At 63.1% G+C, this 17,702-nt stretch carries 17 protein-coding genes; 7 read left to right on the forward strand and 10 right to left on the reverse strand.

The features are described 5' to 3' along the window. Positions 1-102 precede the first annotated feature (102 nt). The 4 genes from QEN71_RS17925 (at position 103) to QEN71_RS17940 (ending at position 3,650) form a co-directional block, all read left to right on the forward strand. Positions 103-1,440 carry an MFS transporter gene (locus tag QEN71_RS17925; RefSeq protein ID WP_201659840.1) on the forward strand — a complete coding sequence of 446 codons (1,338 nt, stop codon included), beginning with the start codon at positions 103-105 and terminating at the stop codon, positions 1,438-1,440. 24 nt (positions 1,441-1,464) lie between these two features. Continuing rightward, positions 1,465-2,253: a 2-oxo-tetronate isomerase gene (otnI, locus tag QEN71_RS17930; protein ID WP_201659837.1), complete on the forward strand. Its 789-nt coding sequence runs from the start codon at positions 1,465-1,467 to the stop codon at positions 2,251-2,253. A gap of 55 nt (positions 2,254-2,308) precedes the next feature. Beyond that, positions 2,309-3,298 (forward strand): D-erythronate dehydrogenase, encoded by a 990-nt coding sequence (gene denD / locus QEN71_RS17935; RefSeq protein WP_201659834.1) that lies wholly within the window; start codon positions 2,309-2,311, stop codon positions 3,296-3,298. A 94-nt stretch (positions 3,299-3,392) separates the two neighbouring features. Further along, positions 3,393-3,650, forward strand: coding sequence for a hypothetical protein (locus QEN71_RS17940; RefSeq protein ID WP_201659831.1), 258 nt, complete (start codon positions 3,393-3,395; stop codon positions 3,648-3,650). A gap of 10 nt (positions 3,651-3,660) precedes the next feature. On the opposite strand, the gene QEN71_RS17945 is transcribed toward QEN71_RS17940, so the two are convergent. The 8 genes from QEN71_RS17945 to QEN71_RS17980 form a co-directional block, all read right to left on the reverse strand. Continuing rightward, positions 3,661-4,536: an MBL fold metallo-hydrolase gene (locus QEN71_RS17945; RefSeq protein WP_201659827.1), complete on the reverse strand. Its 876-nt coding sequence runs from the start codon at positions 4,534-4,536 to the stop codon at positions 3,661-3,663. Between the two features lie 39 nt (positions 4,537-4,575). Then, entirely contained in the window at positions 4,576-5,937 is a 1,362-nt protein-coding gene (locus QEN71_RS17950; RefSeq protein WP_201659825.1) for an MFS transporter, read from the reverse strand. 38 nt (positions 5,938-5,975) lie between these two features. Next, the gene (locus QEN71_RS17955; protein WP_201659822.1) at positions 5,976-6,992 is read right to left on the reverse strand and encodes a succinylglutamate desuccinylase/aspartoacylase family protein; all 1,017 of its coding nucleotides are present in this window, start codon (positions 6,990-6,992) and stop codon (positions 5,976-5,978) included. Between the two features lie 85 nt (positions 6,993-7,077). Then, positions 7,078-8,406, reverse strand: coding sequence for an IS4 family transposase (locus QEN71_RS17960; protein WP_456093885.1), 1,329 nt, complete (start codon positions 8,404-8,406; stop codon positions 7,078-7,080). A gap of 155 nt (positions 8,407-8,561) precedes the next feature. Further along, on the reverse strand, positions 8,562-9,437 hold the full coding sequence (locus tag QEN71_RS17965) for a LysR family transcriptional regulator (RefSeq protein ID WP_201661723.1): 876 nt from the start codon (positions 9,435-9,437) through the stop codon (positions 8,562-8,564). A gap of 139 nt (positions 9,438-9,576) precedes the next feature. Continuing rightward, positions 9,577-10,869 carry an SUMF1/EgtB/PvdO family nonheme iron enzyme gene (locus QEN71_RS17970; protein WP_201661740.1) on the reverse strand — a complete coding sequence of 431 codons (1,293 nt, stop codon included), beginning with the start codon at positions 10,867-10,869 and terminating at the stop codon, positions 9,577-9,579. A 161-nt stretch (positions 10,870-11,030) separates the two neighbouring features. Beyond that, positions 11,031-11,810 carry a helix-turn-helix domain-containing protein gene (locus tag QEN71_RS17975; RefSeq protein ID WP_233472166.1) on the reverse strand — a complete coding sequence of 260 codons (780 nt, stop codon included), beginning with the start codon at positions 11,808-11,810 and terminating at the stop codon, positions 11,031-11,033. A 134-nt stretch (positions 11,811-11,944) separates the two neighbouring features. Next, positions 11,945-12,421 (reverse strand): universal stress protein, encoded by a 477-nt coding sequence (locus QEN71_RS17980; RefSeq protein ID WP_201661743.1) that lies wholly within the window; start codon positions 12,419-12,421, stop codon positions 11,945-11,947. Positions 12,422-12,733: 312 nt separating this feature from the next. On the opposite strand from QEN71_RS17980, the gene QEN71_RS17985 reads away from it, so the two are divergent. Further along, a complete protein-coding gene (locus QEN71_RS17985) occupies positions 12,734-13,423 on the forward strand; it encodes a FadR/GntR family transcriptional regulator (RefSeq protein WP_201661746.1) in 690 nt (229 codons plus the stop codon). 147 nt (positions 13,424-13,570) lie between these two features. Continuing rightward, on the forward strand, positions 13,571-15,079 hold the full coding sequence (locus QEN71_RS17990) for an MFS transporter (protein WP_201661750.1): 1,509 nt from the start codon (positions 13,571-13,573) through the stop codon (positions 15,077-15,079). A gap of 32 nt (positions 15,080-15,111) precedes the next feature. Here the strand turns inward: QEN71_RS17990 and QEN71_RS17995 are convergent, their stop codons facing one another. After that, on the reverse strand, positions 15,112-15,699 hold the full coding sequence (locus QEN71_RS17995) for an acyl-homoserine-lactone synthase (protein WP_201661753.1): 588 nt from the start codon (positions 15,697-15,699) through the stop codon (positions 15,112-15,114). Between the two features lie 143 nt (positions 15,700-15,842). On the opposite strand from QEN71_RS17995, the gene QEN71_RS18000 reads away from it, so the two are divergent. After that, entirely contained in the window at positions 15,843-16,175 is a 333-nt protein-coding gene (locus QEN71_RS18000; protein ID WP_201661756.1) for a helix-turn-helix domain-containing protein, read from the forward strand. Here QEN71_RS18000 and QEN71_RS18005 read toward each other — a convergent pair. After that, positions 16,159-16,863, reverse strand: a complete 705-nt coding sequence (locus QEN71_RS18005) for a helix-turn-helix transcriptional regulator (protein WP_201661819.1) — start codon at positions 16,861-16,863, stop codon at positions 16,159-16,161. The genes QEN71_RS18000 and QEN71_RS18005 overlap by 17 nt on opposite strands. Between the last annotated feature and the right edge of the window lie 839 nt (positions 16,864-17,702).

Raw genomic sequence — 17,702 nt, forward strand, 5'->3', positions numbered from 1 at the left:
GACGCTAACCAATCCGTATCACCAACCCAGGCAAAAAAGCCGGAGCACCGTCTGTTAGAGAACGGACGGTCCATAACCGGCGCCAATCGAAGGAGACACTGCATGTCAAGCTATCAGGCGACATCCGCTCGCCCTGCATCCACTACCGACGCAGCCGGGCAACCCGGCGCGGCTGAGATTGAACGCACCTACGGCAAGGTGTTCTGGCGCATCGTGCCGTTCCTGATGCTGTGCTACGTGGTCGCGTATCTGGATCGCGTGAACGTCGGTTTTGCAAAGCTGCAGATGTCGCAAGACCTCGCGTTCAGCGAGACCGTGTTCGGCCTCGGCGCAGGCGTGTTCTTCGTCGGGTACTTTCTGTTCGAGTTGCCGAGCAACATCCTGATGCATCGACTCGGCGCGCGTATCTGGATTGCGCGGATCATGATCACGTGGGGCGTGATGTCGGCGCTGTTCGTGTTCGTGCAGACGCCGACACAGTTCTATGCGCTGCGCTTTCTGCTCGGTCTCGCCGAAGCGGGCTTCTATCCGGGCGTGATCCTGTATCTCACGTACTGGTTCCCGTCGCATCGTCGCGCGAAGATCATCGCCGTGTTCATGTCGGCGATTCCGGTGTCGGGCATTTTCGGCAATCCGCTGTCGGGCTGGATCATGCAGACGTTCGATTCTCATCACGGTTTCGCCGGCTGGCAATGGATGTTCGTGATCGAAGCCGTGCCCGCGATCGCCGTCGGCATCGCGACGATTCTGTATCTCGACAACGGCATCGCGAGCGCAAAGTGGCTGACGCCGCGCGAGAAGAAGCTGCTCGCCGACGAAATCGCCGCGCAGCCGCAAGAGCAAGCGAAGTCGCATTCGCTGGGCGCCGTGTTTCGCGATCCGCGCACGTGGTGGATGTCGCTGATTTACTTCGCGTTCGTCACGGGCCAATATGGCCTCACGTTCTGGATGCCGACGCTCGTCAAGTCGACAGGCGTAACGGGCGCATTCCAGATCGGCCTGCTGAGCGCGATTCCGTTTCTCGTCGCCATCGTCGTGATGAACGTGATGGGCCACAGCGCGGACAAGCGCCGCGAACGTCGCTGGCATCTGATCGGGCCGGCGCTTGCGGGCGCGGTTGGCTTTAGCGTCGCGGCATCGTATGCGAACAACACGGCCGTTTCGATCGCGTTTCTGTCGATTGCGGCTGCGGGCGTGCTGACCTGCGCGCCGCTCTTCTGGTCGCTGCCGACGGCGTTCATGTCGGGCGCGACGGCCGCTGCCGGTATCGCGATCATCAATTCGATCGGCAATCTGGCGGGCTTCGCAAGCCCGTACATGATCGGCTATCTTAAGGATCTCACGCACAGCACGCAGACGGGCATGTACGTGCTCGCCGCGATGCTCGTGATCGGCGCGCTCGCTGTCTGGCTGACGCCCGCACGGCTCGTGAACCGCTAAACGCGTTTTTAAGGAGTAGCTTCGATGCCTCGCTTCGCCGCCAATCTGACGATGATGTACAACGAACACGCGTTCCTCGACCGTTTCGCCGCCGCCGCGCGCGACGGTTTCGAGGCCGTGGAGTTTCTGTTCCCTTATGACTTTCCCGCCGCGGAACTGAAGGCGCGTCTGCAAGAAAATGCCCTGACGCAAGCGCTTTTCAATGCGCCGCCGGGCGACTGGGCGGGTGGCGAGCGCGGCATTGCGTCGTTGCCGGGACGCGAAGACGAGTTCCGCCGCAGCGTCGACACGGCACTCGAGTACGCGCGCGTGCTCGGCAACGACAAGCTGCACATGATGGCCGGTCTGATCAAGCCCGAGCAGGATCGCGCCGCGCATCGCGACGTGTATCTGAAGAACCTCGCGTATGCCGCGAAGACCGCGCAGGCGGACGGCATCACGGTCGTCATCGAGCCGATCAATACGCGCGACATTCCCGGCTTCTTTCTGAACCGTCAGGACGACGCGCAGACGATCTGCGCCGAAGTCGGCGCTCCGAACCTGAAGGTTCAGTTCGATCTTTACCACTGCCAGATCGTCGAAGGCGATCTCGCTGTGAAGCTCAAGCGCGACATGAAGGGCATCGGGCATATCCAGATTGCGGGCGTGCCGGAGCGGCACGAACCGGATATCGGCGAAGTGAACTATCCGTATCTGTTCGCGCTGATCGACGAACTCGGTTACGACGGCTGGATCGGTTGCGAATACCGGCCGCGCGCGGGCACATCCGAAGGCCTCGGATGGATCCGGCCATACGTGAAGGCGCGCGGATAAGCATTGCGTCGGCGCATTCGACAGACAGGACAGACTCACTGAGGAACACGGAAACATGAAAGTACTGATCACGGGCGGCGCTGGATTTCTCGGCCAGCGTCTCGCGCGCGAACTGCTTGCGCGCGGCGAACTGAAGGGCGCGGACGGACAGCGTCAGCCGATCACAGAACTGGTGTTGCTCGACGTCGTCGCGGCGCCAGGTCCGAAAGACGAACGCGTGCGCGTCGAAGTCGGCGATATTGCCGAGCGCAGCGTGCTCGAACGTGCGATCGACGAGAAGACGGACGCGATCTTCCATCTCGCGGCGATCGTCAGCGGCCAGGCGGAAGCGGATTTCGAGCTTGGCATGCGCATCAATCTCGACGCGTCGCGCCTGCTGCTGGACGTGTGTCGCGCGCGCGGGCACAAGCCGCGCGTCGTGTTCACGAGTTCGGTCGCAGTGTATGGCGGCGATCTGCCCGCTATCGTGCTCGATGAAACCGCGCTGAATCCGCAGTCGTCGTATGGCGCGCAAAAGGCGGGCGCGGAATTGCTGCTCAACGATTACGCGCGACGCGGTTTCGTCGACGGCCGCGTGCTGCGCCTGCCGACCATCAGCGTGCGGCCGGGCAAGCCGAATGCAGCGGCGTCGTCGTTCGCGAGCGGCATCATTCGCGAGCCGCTCAACGGCGAGGCAGCCGTGTGTCCCGTGAACGGCGCGATGCGTCTCTGGCTGCTGTCGCCGCGCAAGGCGATCGAATGTCTCGTCGCGGGCTGCGAGATCGACGGCGCGGCGCTCGGCAACAGGCGCACGGTGAATCTGCCGGGCGTGTCGGTGACGGTCGACGAGATGATCGCCGCGCTGCGCGAAGTGGCGGGCGATGCCGTCGCGGATCGCATCGAATGGAAAGCGGACGAGCGCGTCGAGAAGATCGTCGGCAGCTGGCCGGCGCGTTGGGATATCTCGCGCGCGAATCAGCTTGGACTGCACGGCGACGCGTCGTTTGCGGACATCGTCCGCGCGTTTATCGACGACGAACTCGGCGGGAAGACTCCGCAGCAGTAATGCGTCGAAGTGAACGGGAGCGTGCGTTCGCTCCCGTTCCGCGCGCTCGCTGGCTCCTATAATCGGACGATCCACCCATCGACGAGGGGACGTCATGCGGCGCAGCGCGATACTCCTGACGGTGTTGCTCGCCGGTTGCGGCGCGACCGTAAAGCCGACGCCGATGACCAACGGTCGCGACGGCGCCGTGATTTCCTGCGACGGCCTGCTCTACAACTGGAAGATCTGCGACAGGGCGGCCAGGAAGACATGCCCGCGCGGCTATGACGTCGTGGATCGCGAAGAAAAGAAGAATCACACCGACTATGGAAGCTACACCACGCGCAAGCTCGTGGTGAGTTGCAGGCAGTGAGCGGTCTGCGTTACGCGTAGCGCCATTCGAAACTATCGCCGGTGCGCTGCACTGTACCCGCCGAAGATTCCGCGAAATGCGCGGCAAACACCGTCGCTCCCGTATCTGCAGCATGTGCGAGGAGCCATTGACGCGACGCGCGCGCCTGCTCCTGATCGAGACAGAACGTCGAGTTCCATTCGGGCCGATGAACCTGCACAGCGCTGTGCATCACGTCGCCAGAGAAAAGCGCTGTCTCGCCGCGCGAGCGAATTTCGATCGCCATGTGTCCGATGCTATGTCCGGGTGTGGGCAGAAAACGGATGCCGTCGAGAATGCTTTCGCCCGTATCGCGAACCACACGCGCCTGATCCGCTTCGATCACGGGCAACACGCTGTCATCGAAGACCATGCGGCGCGGTGCGCCCTGTTCCGTCGCGAAGAAATCGCGTTCGCGCTCGCCGAATACGTAGGTCGCGTTCGGAAACACGGGCGCCCAACGGCCATCGTGCCAGTGCGTGTTCCACCCGACATGATCGACGTGCAAATGCGTATTGAGCACGTAGTCGATCCGCTCGCGCTCGAAGCCCGCCGCTGCGAGCCGTTCGAGCACGGGATTGTCGAGCCTGTCGAATAGCGCGCTGAACGGGCGCAGCTTGCCGTTGCCGATGCCCGTATCGACGACGAACGTCAATCCGTCTAGCTCGACAATCCACAAATGCGTCTTCAACGGCACGCGCCGGTTCGACAGATCGAGGCTCTCGGTTGCGAAGCGTTCTTCGAGGATGCGTCCGCTCGTTTCGTCCCAGTTTGGGAAGAGGGTGTCGGGCGCAAGCGCGAACGTGGTTTCGTCGACGCGCGTAATGGTGGCCGCGCCGATGCGATGCACGAGGGGAGTGTCTTTCATGATGATTTGCTTGTCGTGGGGCTTCATCTTCGAGTCAATTCACGCGGTGATCGCAGTCGATACGCGTCTTGTCGCGACGGCATACAACACGGCGCTGATCAACGCCGACACGCCGCCGACGATCGCCAGCGCAATGCCGAGACTCGCGCCCGTTTGCCCAAGCCGTTCGTTCAGGTAACCGACTGAAAGCGGACCGACGCCGCCGCTGATCGCGTTCGTCATGAACACCAGCAGCGCGAGCGAGCGGCCGCGCATGCGGTTCGGCACGGCGATCTGCAACGGCACGGGTGCGAGTCCCATCGCGATGCTCGCCGTGAACGCACAGATACCGTAGAGCACGATCGCGACGGCACTATCGCCGACGAGCGGCATCGCGATCGCAGCGGGCACCAGCAACGCGACGGCACACGCGGAAAAGGCCAGCACTTTACGCAGTGTACTGTCGTCGGTGACGCGCGTCGCGAGCATGCCGGCACACGCGACGCCGAGTATCCCGCCGATCATGTACGCGGGCGCGGCCATCTGTCCGACTGTTTTCGGCGCGAGATGGAAGTGGCGCATCAACAGTGTCGGAAACCACGCGGCATGCGAATAGAACAGCGTGATCAACGCGACGTACGCGGCGAAGTAGGGCAAACAGAAGCGGTTGCGCACGAACAGCTCATGGACGACGTCGCGCAGCGAAGGCATGTCGTCCAGTGCATGCGTTGCATGTGCGGACGTGTCGAGGCGTGCGGGCTCGCGGATCGTGAATGCCACCAGCGCGGCCAGGACCAGACCCGGCAGGCCGACGATCACGAAGATCGCCTGCCACGGCGCGATGCCGTGCGCAGCGAGCCACGCGTTGCCATGACCGTTCGCCGCCGCCGACAACAGCATACCGCCGCCGAACAGCGCGACGCCGCCGCCCACGTACGGCCCGAGCATGAACACGCTGCTCGCGCGCGCCACGCGACGCGGCGCGAACATGTCGCTGAAGATAGACAGCGCAGCAGGACTCAGCGCGGCTTCGGCGACGGCCGTGCCCGCGCGGGCGAGCAGCAGTTCGGAGAAGTTCGTCGCGAAGCCGCACAGCGTGGTCGAGACCGCCCAGATCGCGATACATGCCGCGATCAGTCTGACACGGTTCGTGCGGTCGACGAGCCGCGCGATGAACACGCCCGCCGTCGCGTAGCACATAGTGAACGAGAAGCCTTGCAGCAGACCGATCTGCGTATCCGTGAGCATCAGCGACTGCTTGATCGGCTGCACGAGAATGCTGACGATCTGCCGGTCCAGATACGAGAACGCAAAGCAGATGAAGAACAGCAGCACGATATACACGGGATGGCGCACGCTGTCGTGAGTAGTCGTCTGCGCGGCTTCATCGGCTTGCTGCGTCAAGGGAAGATGGGCGCTCATGCGCGGTCTCCGTAGAGTGAGTCGGGACGTGTGCTGCGTCAGTCGGCGTGCGTTTCCGCGGCGAGCAGCGCGATGCAATCGCCGGGTTCGACGCGTGCGAACGTGCGCAAACACATGGCCGTGCCGTCGCCGCGAAAAGCGATCTCGATAGGCGCTTGCCACGGACGATGCGGATCGAACAGACGGCCCGCGAGTTGTCCTTCGCGAACCTGATCGCCGAGTGCGAAGGCCGGCTCGAACACGCCCGCGTGCGGCGCATAGACATAGTGATGCGCGCCGTCGACACGGAAGTAGCGTGTCGAGGGCGCAGGCGAGAGCGGCGCGTCCGACGTCACGCCGAGCCGATGCAGCACGCGCTGCAAGCCGCTTTCGACGATCGCGAGATTCGTTGCATCGCAACCCGCATGGCCGCCGAATTCGCCGCACAGAAAGAGCTTGCCGTGCCGCTCCGCCGCGGCGGCGAACGTGCGGTCCTCGCCGAGCAGATTCATGATCATCGTGTTCGGCGCGCCGAATGCGCGCACCAGATCGGCGTATAGCGCGCGGTGTTCGCCTTGCGCGGGCGGCGATGCGAGCAGCGTCGGCGCATGCTCGAACGAAGCGCCGCCCGCGTGCAGATCGATCACGACGTCGGCGCGCGGCAGCAGTTCGGTTTCGATGTAATGCGCGATCATCTCGGTTGGCTGTCCGTTGCGCGCGCCGGGAAAGAGCCGGTTCAGATTGCCGCGATCGATCGGCGACGTGCGCGTGCCGTTGGCGAAGGCCGGGAAGTTCAAAGCGGGAATCACGATGAGGCGGCCGCGTATCGACATCGACGGCATTCGCTGCATCAGCTTGAACAGCGCGACGGGACCTTCGTATTCGTCGCCGTGATTGCCGCCCGTCAGCAGCACGGTCGGGCCTGTGCCAGCGCCTGCGTTGAGCACGGCAAGCGGAATCGGAATGTGGCCGTAAGCGGAGCGGTCGTGCGACCACGGCAGCCGCAGCGTGCCTGTCTGGAAACCCGTGCGTTCGAATTCGACGTCGGTGGTGATGAGGGAAGGAAGATTGGACATGGCGCGATCGATAAAGAGCGAGGCGGCGCCTCGTTGTCTTCACTATCGCCGACGATAAAACGCCCGGCCAATGCCGTAATGCCGTTCAGTTAAGGTCTCTTTTGAGGAACCGAACGGTATAGCGAAACGGTCTGGATTTGACGGCCCGAGCGCAACTGCGCCCGGGCCGTTTGTCGTTGGGAAGTTGCTTGAGCCGCTCGCGCAGGCGCCTGAGCAGCGCTGGCAGTTTGCCGTACGAGCGCGTCACGGCCGCCCACGTCATTTCGTACTGAATGGTGTGAAACGCGCGGATGAAGCTCAGCTCGTCGGGTGCGTGCCGGGCGTCGAGTGCCGCCCTGGCCATCTCCAGGCGACTCAGGTTATAGGCGATCAGAGCCCCCCAGAACTCCTGATAGACACCTTGTACGGTCTGGCTGCGAAGGGTCAGTTCCATGCCCAGCATCGACTGCTTCAGTTCATGGTAGCTGGTGTCGATCTGCCAGCGACGCTCGTAGCACGACACAATGTCAGCCGCCTTGAAACGCCTTCGATCAGTCAGGGACGTGAGCAATGTCCGTTGCCGGCCACGTGCATCGACGGCCAGCACGGCGCGCGCCTGCCAGAATTCGGGCAGCTCGGGGCATTTCGTGCGGGCCTGCGGCGACACACGCATGCGCACGATCTGGTCACCGTCGCACCCGCTCACGACCTCCCAGCGCAGGTTCGATCTGGCCGGGATGATGAAATGCCGGTTCTCGCCGCCTGAAGCCAGATTGCACAGGATCTGGGCCGACAGGAACCCCTTATCAAAAACGGTAATGGAGTTGTCTGGCACACGAGGGATGAGCTCACGCGCCCAGATCATCTCATTGATATCGTAAGGGCCGAACCCGGCATCACACACCAGATGCGTCGCCAGGGCGGTGAGCGTGACCGCGCGCAGTTGGGGATAGCTGCCCACCCGACCGTGAGCGGCAGCCGAGGCGCCGAAATGCCTGCGGTTGGCGACACTGTCGGTGGTTCGCAGCGTCGTGCCATCCATCGCGAATAGCGAGAATCCCTTGAACAGGTACTTCGCCTGATCCTGCGCGATCCAGTTCCGGGCCGATTCATGAAACAGCCACGCCAGGGGGGCGGCGCCGATACGCTGCCGCGCCTGGGCGATGGCGCTCTTGCTGACAAATGACGCATCGGGTGCGGGTAGCGCAAGGTCCAGTTCATCGACGACCTCGCTGATCGACTGGTGCCGATACAACGCCAGCGCAATCACTAGCCACACGACCTGCTGTGCGGGTAGCCGACGCCGACGCACGCTGGCACTGCCACTGGCCTGCACCGCATACTCGATCCATTTGTACGGCAGATGCTGGCCTAGCCGGTCCCAATCGAGCGGCGGCTGTGATTCAACAAGGAGGCGCAAATCATCGACCAGCATGGCGATGAAAGTTAACATCGCCACGCCGCGTTTACAACCAATTCGAGCTACCAATAAAAATGCCGTTCAGTCGCTTAACTGAACGGCATTACGGCCAATGCCGTTTTCTGCGGCAGCCGATGCCTTCAAGGCATCGCTTTCGACGTGGATCGCCGCTATTTCAGCTGCTCGATGAAGCGGCTCAGCGCGGGGTTGGCTTCGTGTTCGACGAAACAGAATTCGAGCGGCAGCGGCAGCGAGAGGTCGTGCAGATCGACGAAGCGCACGCGCGCGGGCGGCCGGTCGCGATTCGCGGCGTTGACGATCGCGGCGCCCATGCCCGCAGAAACGAGCGAGAGGATAGCCGTTTCCGTCGATGCTTCCTGGCGGATGTCGAGCGTGAGGCCACGTTCGGCGCAGGCGGCAATCAGGCGATCGTAGTACGCGGGGTACACGTTGCGAGGAAACGCGATGAACGGCTTGCCCGTGAGTTCGGCGGCGGCGACCGGGCCTGCGTCGCCAGGCGGCCAGGTGTCTGGCACGGCCAGTACTACGTTCTGCTCGAGTACGGACACGCTCGCGATGCCTTCGGGCAGCGCGCCTACGCGATAGCAGAAACCGCCGTCGAGTCTTCCTGCGGCGAGCGAATCGAATTGCTCAGGCGTGTTCATCGGCTGAAGTTCGAGCGCGACGTCGGGCGCTGCCTGTTCGAACGCGCGCAATGCCTGCGAGACGATGCCGCTCCACGCGGCGTTCTCGACGAAGCCGATGCGCAGATGACCTTGCACGCCCGACGCAATGCGGCGCGCGAGACGATTCGCGGCATCGACGCGCGCGAGAATCTCACGCGCTTCCGACAGATACGCGATGCCTGCCGCCGTCAGCTTCAGACCACGCGGCGTGCGCTCGAACAGCGCCGCGCCGATCGCATCTTCGAGGTCTTGCACCTGGCGGGAAATGGCTGGCTGGGTCACGTGTAGTTGTTCGGACGCGGCGCGCACGCTGCGCAACTCGGCGACAGCGATGAAGTAGCGGAGATGCCGAAGTTCCATACCGTTCCCGGCGAGTGAGACTGGCGGAAATGATAGTGCAGACGCGGTGCTGTTGGCTTCGGGCTAGGTGATTGAAGCGTGCGCCGCGTGGACGATGTGCGGCGCAGGCTTCGTGTGGACTTCGGTTATCGGTGCTTCGTCAGACGGCCTGCACGCAACGGAAGCCCGCATACACGTGCTGATAACGCGGCTGAAACCAGTTACGAAACGTCGGCCGCAGCATGCACTGCGCGGTGCGCGCCGAGCCGCCCTTCAGCACGTAATGCTGGCCGTCGAAGAAGTTCGCCGAGTAGCCGAGATAGAACGGGAACGCATCGAAGCCCGGCAGCGCGTCGAACAGCGACGACGTCCATTCCCAGCCATTGCCGTACAGTCCTTCGACGCCGAATGCGCTGACGTTGTCGGGCGCGGCATCGACGGCTTGCGGGTCCCAGCTGCGGAAATCGTAGTTGCCCGATGGCGCGTGCGGCACGCCTTGCGCGGCGCGTTGCCACTGCGCTTCCGTGGGCAGCGTCTTGCCTGCCCAGCGCGCGTACGCGGCTGCTTCGGCGTGGCTCACGTAGACGGGCCAGTCGGGCGGCAGCGCGATATCCTCGAACATCGTGCGCAAGGTCCAACTACCTTCGGCACCTTGCGACCACGTGACGGGATGCGCGATGCCTTCGGCTTCTTTCCACGCCCAGTCCTTGTCGTTCCAGTACGCGCGGTTGCCGTAGCCGCCCGCGTCGATGAACTCCATGAACTGCGCGTTCGTCACCATGTAGCGGTCCATGTCGAATGCGTCGACCTGCACGCGCTGCTCGCCGAATTCGTTGTCCCAGCCGAAGCGTCCGTCTTCCTTCTTCATGCCGAGCACGGCTTCGCCCGCGGACACGCGCACCATCGGCGATGTGTCGACGTTGCGCGCCGATACCGCGTTCGATACCGCGCCCTCAGGCGCAGCCTTCATCTCGAGCGGCAACTGATGCAGCATGTACGCGAGCGTTTCCGCGTGCATCAGCCGGTGTTCGATGGCGACGTGCATCAACTGCTCGGGCGAGCCCGTCGACATCCCGCCGCTGCCAAATTCGAATTCGGCGAGACGTTCATCGATCTGCTCGCGCGCCCTCGTCGCGTAGTCGTGCACGGCTTCGAGCGACGGCCAGTCGGAAGGTTGATCCATCGGAAAGCCGCCGTCGACGGGATCGATGCCGAACGCGAACAGCTGGTCGAGTTCGGGCGAAAACGCGGGCAGCGGACAAAGCCGCTCGTCGAACAGATTGCGGTCGAAGGCTTCGAGATGGCCGATGTAGAACACGATCCGGTGCCGCTCGCGGATCGGACGTTCATACAGGTATTCGGGTTTGACGACCGAGAACAGGGCGTCGGTAACGCGGCGTGCGTCGATGAGCCGTTGGACCAGCGGGTGGTGCGGAGCGGGGTCGCGATTCATTCGCCGGGTCTCCTCGTGAGGCTGCAAGCTTCTTGCATGGAACGGGACAGTCTTAAACTGTACCGCAGCCGCAGGAGACGTGCCAGGCGGATGCGCATCGGCGTCGCACGATGCGAGGCCGAGCGTCAGACCCGGCGAGAATCAGTGAGAGCCCGACAGAATCAGGCGTTCGCGACCGCGCCGACCTTGCGCAGACCGTCGGGATCGACGATGTGAATGAAGCGCCCTTGTGCGTCGATCAGTCCGCGCTTTTGAAATCTTGACAAGGTGCGGCTCACGGTTTCGAGCGTCATGCCGAGGTAGCTGCCCATGTCTTCGCGCGTCATCCGCAGATTGAATTCCGCCGATGAATAGCCGCGCTGCGCGTTGCGTTCGGAGATGTCGAGCAGGAAAGCCGCGACGCGCTCGTCGGCGCTCAGCGAACCGAGCACCATCATCTGCGCGGCTTCGCGGACGATCTGTTCGCCCATCAGCTTGTGCAGCCGATCCTGCATCGAACTGACTTCGCGGCACAGATGCTTGAGCGCTGCGTAAGGAATGATGCACACCGAGCTGTCTTCGAGCGCCACCGCGCTGCACGCGTGCTGGTCGCTGCTGATGCCGTCGAGTCCCAGCGCTTCGCCCGCGAGCCGCAGACCCGTGACCTGCTCGCGGCCGTCGCGATGCGCCATCACCGTTTTCAGCGAGCCCGAGCGCACGGCGTACAGGTTGTCGAAGGAATCGCCCGCACGGTAGAGCGGCTCGCCGCGACGCACTGCACGCGCCGAGCAGATCAGCGCTTCGAGCTGCGGCATGTCATTGGCGGCGACGCCTTGCGGCATGCACAGATGCCGCATCGCGCACGATGAGCAGCGCGCGGTGCTGCGCGCGGCGCGCTGCGTGGAAGAGGCCGGCGGGCGGCGGGCGGCGCGAACGGGAGCAACGGCGGTGGGATTGAGCATGGTAGCAACCGGCCTGAAAAGGGTGACAACCGATTGTCCCACTCGATGCGCATGCAACCAGGCGGCAAAATGACGCGTCGATGCGCCGGTCGCGTTTGAGCGATATCACGCTTTCGTTCGCGCGCGTCGACGCGTCAGATCTTCGGCTCGTCCGCGTCGTCGCCGCCCGCCGCGGACGGAATCAGCAGCACGGGCAGCGTCGACTGGCGCACGCAGCGCTCGGCCACGCTGCCGAGTATCAGCCGCTGCATGCCGCGCCGGCCATGCGTGCCCATCACGATCAGATCGGCGGTGAAATCGGCGGCGGCGCGCAGCACGAGCGTCGGCACGTCGTCGAGCGAGGAGGCTTCGCCGACCGCGATATCGCCCGATACGCCGCGTTCGCGCATCGCCGCCGACAGTTCCGCCGTCAACTCCTTGCCCTGCTCGACCAGCCGGTTGCGCAGGACGGACGGATCGTAGCCCGGCGCGTCGAAGTACATCGGCGTGTTTTCGACCGCGTAGAACGCGCGCAGCGTCGCGCCGAGCTTGCTGGCCAGATTCAGGGCGCCGTCGAACGCGCGGCGCGACGTGTTACTGCCGTCGACTGCAACGAGGATGCGTGTGTACATGAAGCCTCCGTGCCGTTGAAAGCGGCGCGCCGCCATGTTCAGCGCGCGGGCCGCCGATGATGAGCGGTGGAAATTCGCCGGGATTCCGCTTGCAGCTTAAATGATCGCCGAAAAACACGGGTTTTCGACGGCGGGCGCGCAGATGTCAATCAAAGATTTATCAAATTTTGCTGTCGCGCGCCGGGTCGTTCATACTGGCGGCACACGCGCGCCAACGTGCTTTTCCGCCCAGACAGACGGAGATTTCGTAAGTTGGCGCGCATTATTTGCCTTACAATTCCAATCTATTCTGACAAGCCGCTTTTCTCGACGATGAACGAGCGCAAACCGACTGGTCTGCCGGACAAGATCTACGGCGACATCCTCAACCGCATTCTCGAAGGCGAGTACAAGGAAGGCGAACGCCTGCCGACCGAGCACGCGCTCGCCGAACGTTTCGAGACGTCACGGCCCACGGTGCGCGAGGCGCTCGCGCGGCTTCGCGCGGACGGCATCATCGTCACGCGGCATGGTTCGGGCACGACGGTCGCGCGCCGTCCTGACCCCGACGTGCGCCGCTTCGCGCCGCTGGAAACGCTCTCCGACATTCGCCGCTGCTACGACTTCCGCATCGTGACGGAATCGGGCGGCGCCGAGCTGGCCGCGCAGATGGCCGAGGCCGACGACATCGCCGCGATCCAGCACGCGTGGGACGAACTGGAGCGCGTGATCGAAACGCAGGGCATCGGTGCGAAGGACGACTTCGCGTTCCACCTTGCCGTCGCGCGCGCGTCGAAGAACCAGTTCTTCATCACGATGATGTCGTTCATCGAAGAGCAGATCGTGTTCAGCATGAATCTGTCGCGCAATCTGTCGCTGGTGAAGACGCTCGAACGTCAGCGGCTCGTGCAGGCCGAGCATCTCGCCGTGCTCGAAGCGATCCGCCGGAAAGATTCCGCGGCTGCCGGACAGGCCATGCGCTCGCATCTGGAGCACGCGCGCGACCGGATGTTCGGCTCCTGACGTTTTATCCCGCCTTGCCGGGCCGCGTCGTTTCACACGCGGCCGTGTTCGTTTTTCCCCTCATCTGAAAATGCGGCGCGTCATGCGTTGCATCGCAAAGAAGTGAATCCTTCCCGTCCTCTGCCTTTCCGCGACGCACTCCTGGCCATGCTCGGCATCGGTCTCGTCAACATGCTGGTCGCGCTTGATCAGACGGTGGTCAGCACGGCATTGCCGTCGATCGTCGTCGAATTGCACGGTTTCGAGTATTACGCGTGGATCGCGAGCGCGTATCTGCTGGCGTCCGTGGTCACGGTGCCCGTGTTCGGGCGGCTCGGCGACTACTTCGGCCGCAAGTATTTCGTGATCACGGCGGTGATCGTCTTCACGGTCGCGTCCGCGCTGTGTGGTCTGGCGAGCAGCATGCCGTTTCTGGTGTTCGCGCGCGGGCTGCAGGGCGTCGGCGGCGGGATGATGGTCGGCACGGCGTTCGCGTCGATCCCCGATCTTTTCCCCGATCCACGCACGCGCGTGCGCTGGCAGGTCGTGCTGGCGGCCGCTTACGGGATCGGCACGGCGGCGGGACCGTCGCTGGGCGGCTGGCTGAGCCAGAACTTCGGCTGGCGCTCGACGTTTCTCGTGAACCTGCCAGTCGGCGCGCTCGCGCTGTACTTCATCTGGGCGCATCTGCCGTATTACCGGCGCGAGCGCACGGGCGACGTGCGTATCGACTGGACGGGCGCCGTGCTGGTGGCGCTGGTGCTCGGCGGCTTGCAGACCTTCATCGAAGCCGTGCCGAAGGACGGCCTGACGACGGCCAATCTGATCCTCGCCGCGCTGGTGATCGTCGGCGCGGCGGCGCTGCTGGTCTGCGAGCGGCGCGCGACGCATCCCATCGTGCCGCTCGATCTGTTCAAGGATCCGCAGCTCGTGACGCTGTTCACGCTGTCGGTGTTGTCGGGCTTCGTGATGTTTTCGCTGATATTTTTCGCGCCGCTGCTGCTGCAGGGAGGCTTCGGGCTGACGCCGCAGCAGGCCGGTCTGCTGGCGACGCCGATCGCCGCATGTATCGCGCTCGGCAGCCTGATCAACACGCGCATCGTGATCCACATGTCGCGGCCGACGGCCATTCTGACGATCGGCTTCAGCCTGCTGGTGGCTGCGTCGGTCGGCATCGCGCTCGCCACGCCGGCGACGCCGCATCTGTACCTGGAACTGTCGATGGCGGCCGTCGGCATTGGCCTCGGCTTCATCCTCAACAATCTCAACATATTCGGACAGGAGATCGCCGGCCGCGAGCGCTTCGGCATCACGACGGCGTTGCTTCAATCGACGCGCATGGTCGGCGGCATGCTCGGCACGAGCATCGTCGCGACGATCGTGAACCGGCGCTACGCGTCGGGCGTGGAAGAATCGCTGCGCGTGCTCGGCGAATCCGTCGAGTCGACCTGGCGTCCGAAGCTCGCCGATCCGCGCATTCTCGTCGACGAAAGCCTGCGCGACTCGCTGCTGATCGAACTGAAGCGCGCCGGCCTCGAAGGCCCGGCGCTGTTCGACGCGGCGCGTCACGTGCTCGTGCAGTCGATTCACATCGGTGTTGTGCTGACGGGCTGCGCCGCGCTGGCAGCCGCGCTCCTCGTGCGCCGGATTTCGCACATCACGTTCCGGCGCGGCTGAAACGCGTCAAGCCAACCGCGGCGTTTGAAACATCAGGCAGCGACGGGCATCGGCTTGCATACCGCCGCGCGGATCGCGTCGACGGTGATGTCGAGCGCGATCGTACGCTCGACGCCGATCTTCACGGGCGGCCCCAGCCGCGTCACCTCGATGCCCGCGCGCCGCAGCATCCGTTCGATCGCCAGCGTCGTCACCGTCACGTAGCGGGTGATGCCCATCCGGTCGGCGAACGTCACCAGTTCGTGGATCGCGTGCATCGTCAAATCTGCAAAGCCAAACGTTTGCTCGCCATCCGTTTCGATAGCAAAGCGGCTCAATTCCCAGATATGCCTCCCGAGTGGCGCGTCCTGACCGCCGAGCAGTTGCGGGAACGTGTCCTTGAGCATGTTCGGGCCTTCCGTCGGCATCAGCCGCCAGCAGCCGCGCACGTTGCGATCGGTGTCCTGAATGAGCATGTAGTACGGTCCCAGCGCGTCGTAGCCGTCGATCTCCATGCCCGCGATGGTCGGAACATCCCATCCCATCCGGTCGCGAAAAACCCGGGCGCGCAGTCGGTACATCTCGTTGATGTGCTTGTTGTCGAACTCCTGCCGTGTGCCAATCCGAATCGCCGTATGCATGGTGTGCTCCTTACGTGGTGGAGGTACGCAGGAAAACGTATGCATTTCGGATAAAAAAAACACCTACTCACCTGGATAGGTGGCGATTGGGTCTGAAGATTACAAAATTGAGATGAGGGCAGCCAATCACCAGGAAAAACATCATGGAACTTCAGAATCATTGGCAAGCGGGCGTTCACGCAAACGTTCAACCGAGCGCACAGGGCCGCAATCCGGACGCTTCGTCCGGGGTGGATCGCGTTTTGATCATCGCGTACCGCAAGAAAAAGAAAGAAAGCCAGCGCCAGTTCTGGGCGCGTTTCGGCGTCACGCAATCGCGCGGTAGCCGCTTCGAATCGGGCGCAGAGATTCCGGCACCCGTCTCGATCCTGCTAGGCCTCTACTTCACGAAGACGGTCACTGACGGCGATCTGGGCAGGGCAGAGAAGGTTCTGCACAACCCGGAAGCGCGTGAGCTCATCAACCTGGATCAATAAGGCCGAGCTGCGTAGCAATCACGGCGGCTGCGCGCCGTGAGTTCACACCGAATTTCGTGCGAATGTTCTTGAGGTGGAAGTTCACCACGGCTTCCGAGCAATTGAGAATGTGCGAAATTTCCCAGGTGGACTTACCGCGCGCGGTCCATTTCAGACACTCCTGCTCTCGCGGCGTGAGCTTCGGCACCAAAGCTTGCGTGTGCGTGTTCAGGTGAGGCTGGCTCGTGTCGATGACGAGGTCGCGCAACAGCACCAGGTTGGGCAACACGACATCGAGATGACGCCAGAAGTCGTCGCTCGGGTTGTGATCGTTGACGAAGCAGATCAGACCCGATTCCTGTCTCGGCCCGTGAATGGGCAGGCTCACGCCTGCGCGCAAGCCGTGCGCGCGGGCTTCTTCATACATGGTTTGCGCCGGATTGGTGTCGAACAGATCCGGCGACCAGATCAGCGGTGACGATTTCGTCATGCAATGCGTGACGGTCGGATCGATGTGCGCAAACCCCTGCTCGTTGTAGAACTGCCGCCAGGTGGGCGAATACGTGCTGCGGATGAACGCGTCTTCGAGCCGCATGCCCGGCCGCGGCAGAATGCCGACCAGCACGCGATCAAAGCCCCAGCTGTCTGCCAGTCGGGCGACTTCGCGGAACCAGGTGACATCGTTCTCCGCTTCCAGCAACGGCGACATCTGCTCAATGAAATGTTGCGGCAAGGTGCTATCTCTCGAGGTGCGCAGCGGAGGGGGCCGTGGCCATGCCGATGCTGCGGTTACTCATCGTCTTGTTTCGCATCAATTTATCACTATTATTCGCCGGTTAATACTAAATGGCGATAGAGAATTTTCCAGCCTGTTTCATTTTCGGCTCAAAATCGAGTCACGCCGGGCCGCTATTTAATTGCATCCGCGCAATTCTCCATCAAATGCCGCAAATCCGCTCCTGCTCTGCCAGTCAGCGTATCGATTAAACCCGCACTTTGAAAGGTTATTGCGCGGTTTTGAATCGGTATTAAATACGGTCTAAGTCTCGAAAATCGGAACAGATTACAAAACGTTTGATTCAAACCCTCCGATTTTCGAGTCGTTGTCATACGAGCCTTTTTAAAAGCGCGATTCGAATCGCAGCGCGCCCGGCCTTCATTCATATGAAGAAAATCGTTTTCATGCGCGACGCATGGTAGCGTGCTGCGTTTAAGGTTGTTTGACAACATTGGCGGCGCGGTGCTAATTTGCCTGAGTGGTCTCGATGGGGTTCGTGTGTCTGACGGCATCGCGAGAAAGGGCACACCGGATGCTGCGAAGTACGCGGTCGCGCGTGCGTCCCGTCCTCGTCCCGAGTCGTCGAGCGAAGGCGGACGGCGCCGCAGCGAACCAAGGGCAGATCATGCGAAGATCAGTGTTGCGACGCCGGCTTTGCTCGGGTTCGAGCGCCGTCTCGCGGAATCGTCCGCCCATTCGTGACGTCGCACACTACTCACTATTTGGATTCCAGGCCGCGCGACGCGACATGCGTTGTCGTCGCACGGCCA

It is taken from the genome of Paraburkholderia sabiae (assembly GCF_030412785.1).
In the GTDB taxonomy this organism is placed as follows: Bacteria; Pseudomonadota; Gammaproteobacteria; order Burkholderiales; family Burkholderiaceae; genus Paraburkholderia; species Paraburkholderia sabiae.

Coding starts and splice junctions, on each gene's coding strand:
- QEN71_RS17950 (WP_201659825.1), bottom strand. CDS start 5,937: ATGAGCGCCCATCTTCCCTTGACGCAGCAAGCCGATGAAGCCGCGCAG.
- QEN71_RS17945 (WP_201659827.1), bottom strand. CDS start 4,536: ATGAAAGACACTCCCCTCGTGCATCGCATCGGCGCGGCCACCATTACG.
- QEN71_RS17985 (WP_201661746.1), top strand. CDS start 12,734: ATGAACGAGCGCAAACCGACTGGTCTGCCGGACAAGATCTACGGCGAC.
- QEN71_RS17995 (WP_201661753.1), bottom strand. CDS start 15,699: ATGCATACGGCGATTCGGATTGGCACACGGCAGGAGTTCGACAACAAG.
- denD (WP_201659834.1), top strand. CDS start 2,309: ATGAAAGTACTGATCACGGGCGGCGCTGGATTTCTCGGCCAGCGTCTC.
- QEN71_RS17970 (WP_201661740.1), bottom strand. CDS start 10,869: ATGAATCGCGACCCCGCTCCGCACCACCCGCTGGTCCAACGGCTCATC.
- QEN71_RS18005 (WP_201661819.1), bottom strand. CDS start 16,863: ATGTCGCCGTTGCTGGAAGCGGAGAACGATGTCACCTGGTTCCGCGAA.
- QEN71_RS18000 (WP_201661756.1), top strand. CDS start 15,843: ATGGAACTTCAGAATCATTGGCAAGCGGGCGTTCACGCAAACGTTCAA.
- QEN71_RS17955 (WP_201659822.1), bottom strand. CDS start 6,992: ATGTCCAATCTTCCTTCCCTCATCACCACCGACGTCGAATTCGAACGC.
- QEN71_RS17925 (WP_201659840.1), top strand. CDS start 103: ATGTCAAGCTATCAGGCGACATCCGCTCGCCCTGCATCCACTACCGAC.
- QEN71_RS17960 (WP_456093885.1), bottom strand. CDS start 8,406: ATGCTGGTCGATGATTTGCGCCTCCTTGTTGAATCACAGCCGCCGCTC.
- QEN71_RS17965 (WP_201661723.1), bottom strand. CDS start 9,437: ATGGAACTTCGGCATCTCCGCTACTTCATCGCTGTCGCCGAGTTGCGC.
- QEN71_RS17980 (WP_201661743.1), bottom strand. CDS start 12,421: ATGTACACACGCATCCTCGTTGCAGTCGACGGCAGTAACACGTCGCGC.
- QEN71_RS17975 (WP_233472166.1), bottom strand. CDS start 11,810: ATGCTCAATCCCACCGCCGTTGCTCCCGTTCGCGCCGCCCGCCGCCCG.
- QEN71_RS17990 (WP_201661750.1), top strand. CDS start 13,571: ATGCTCGGCATCGGTCTCGTCAACATGCTGGTCGCGCTTGATCAGACG.
- otnI (WP_201659837.1), top strand. CDS start 1,465: ATGCCTCGCTTCGCCGCCAATCTGACGATGATGTACAACGAACACGCG.
- QEN71_RS17940 (WP_201659831.1), top strand. CDS start 3,393: ATGCGGCGCAGCGCGATACTCCTGACGGTGTTGCTCGCCGGTTGCGGC.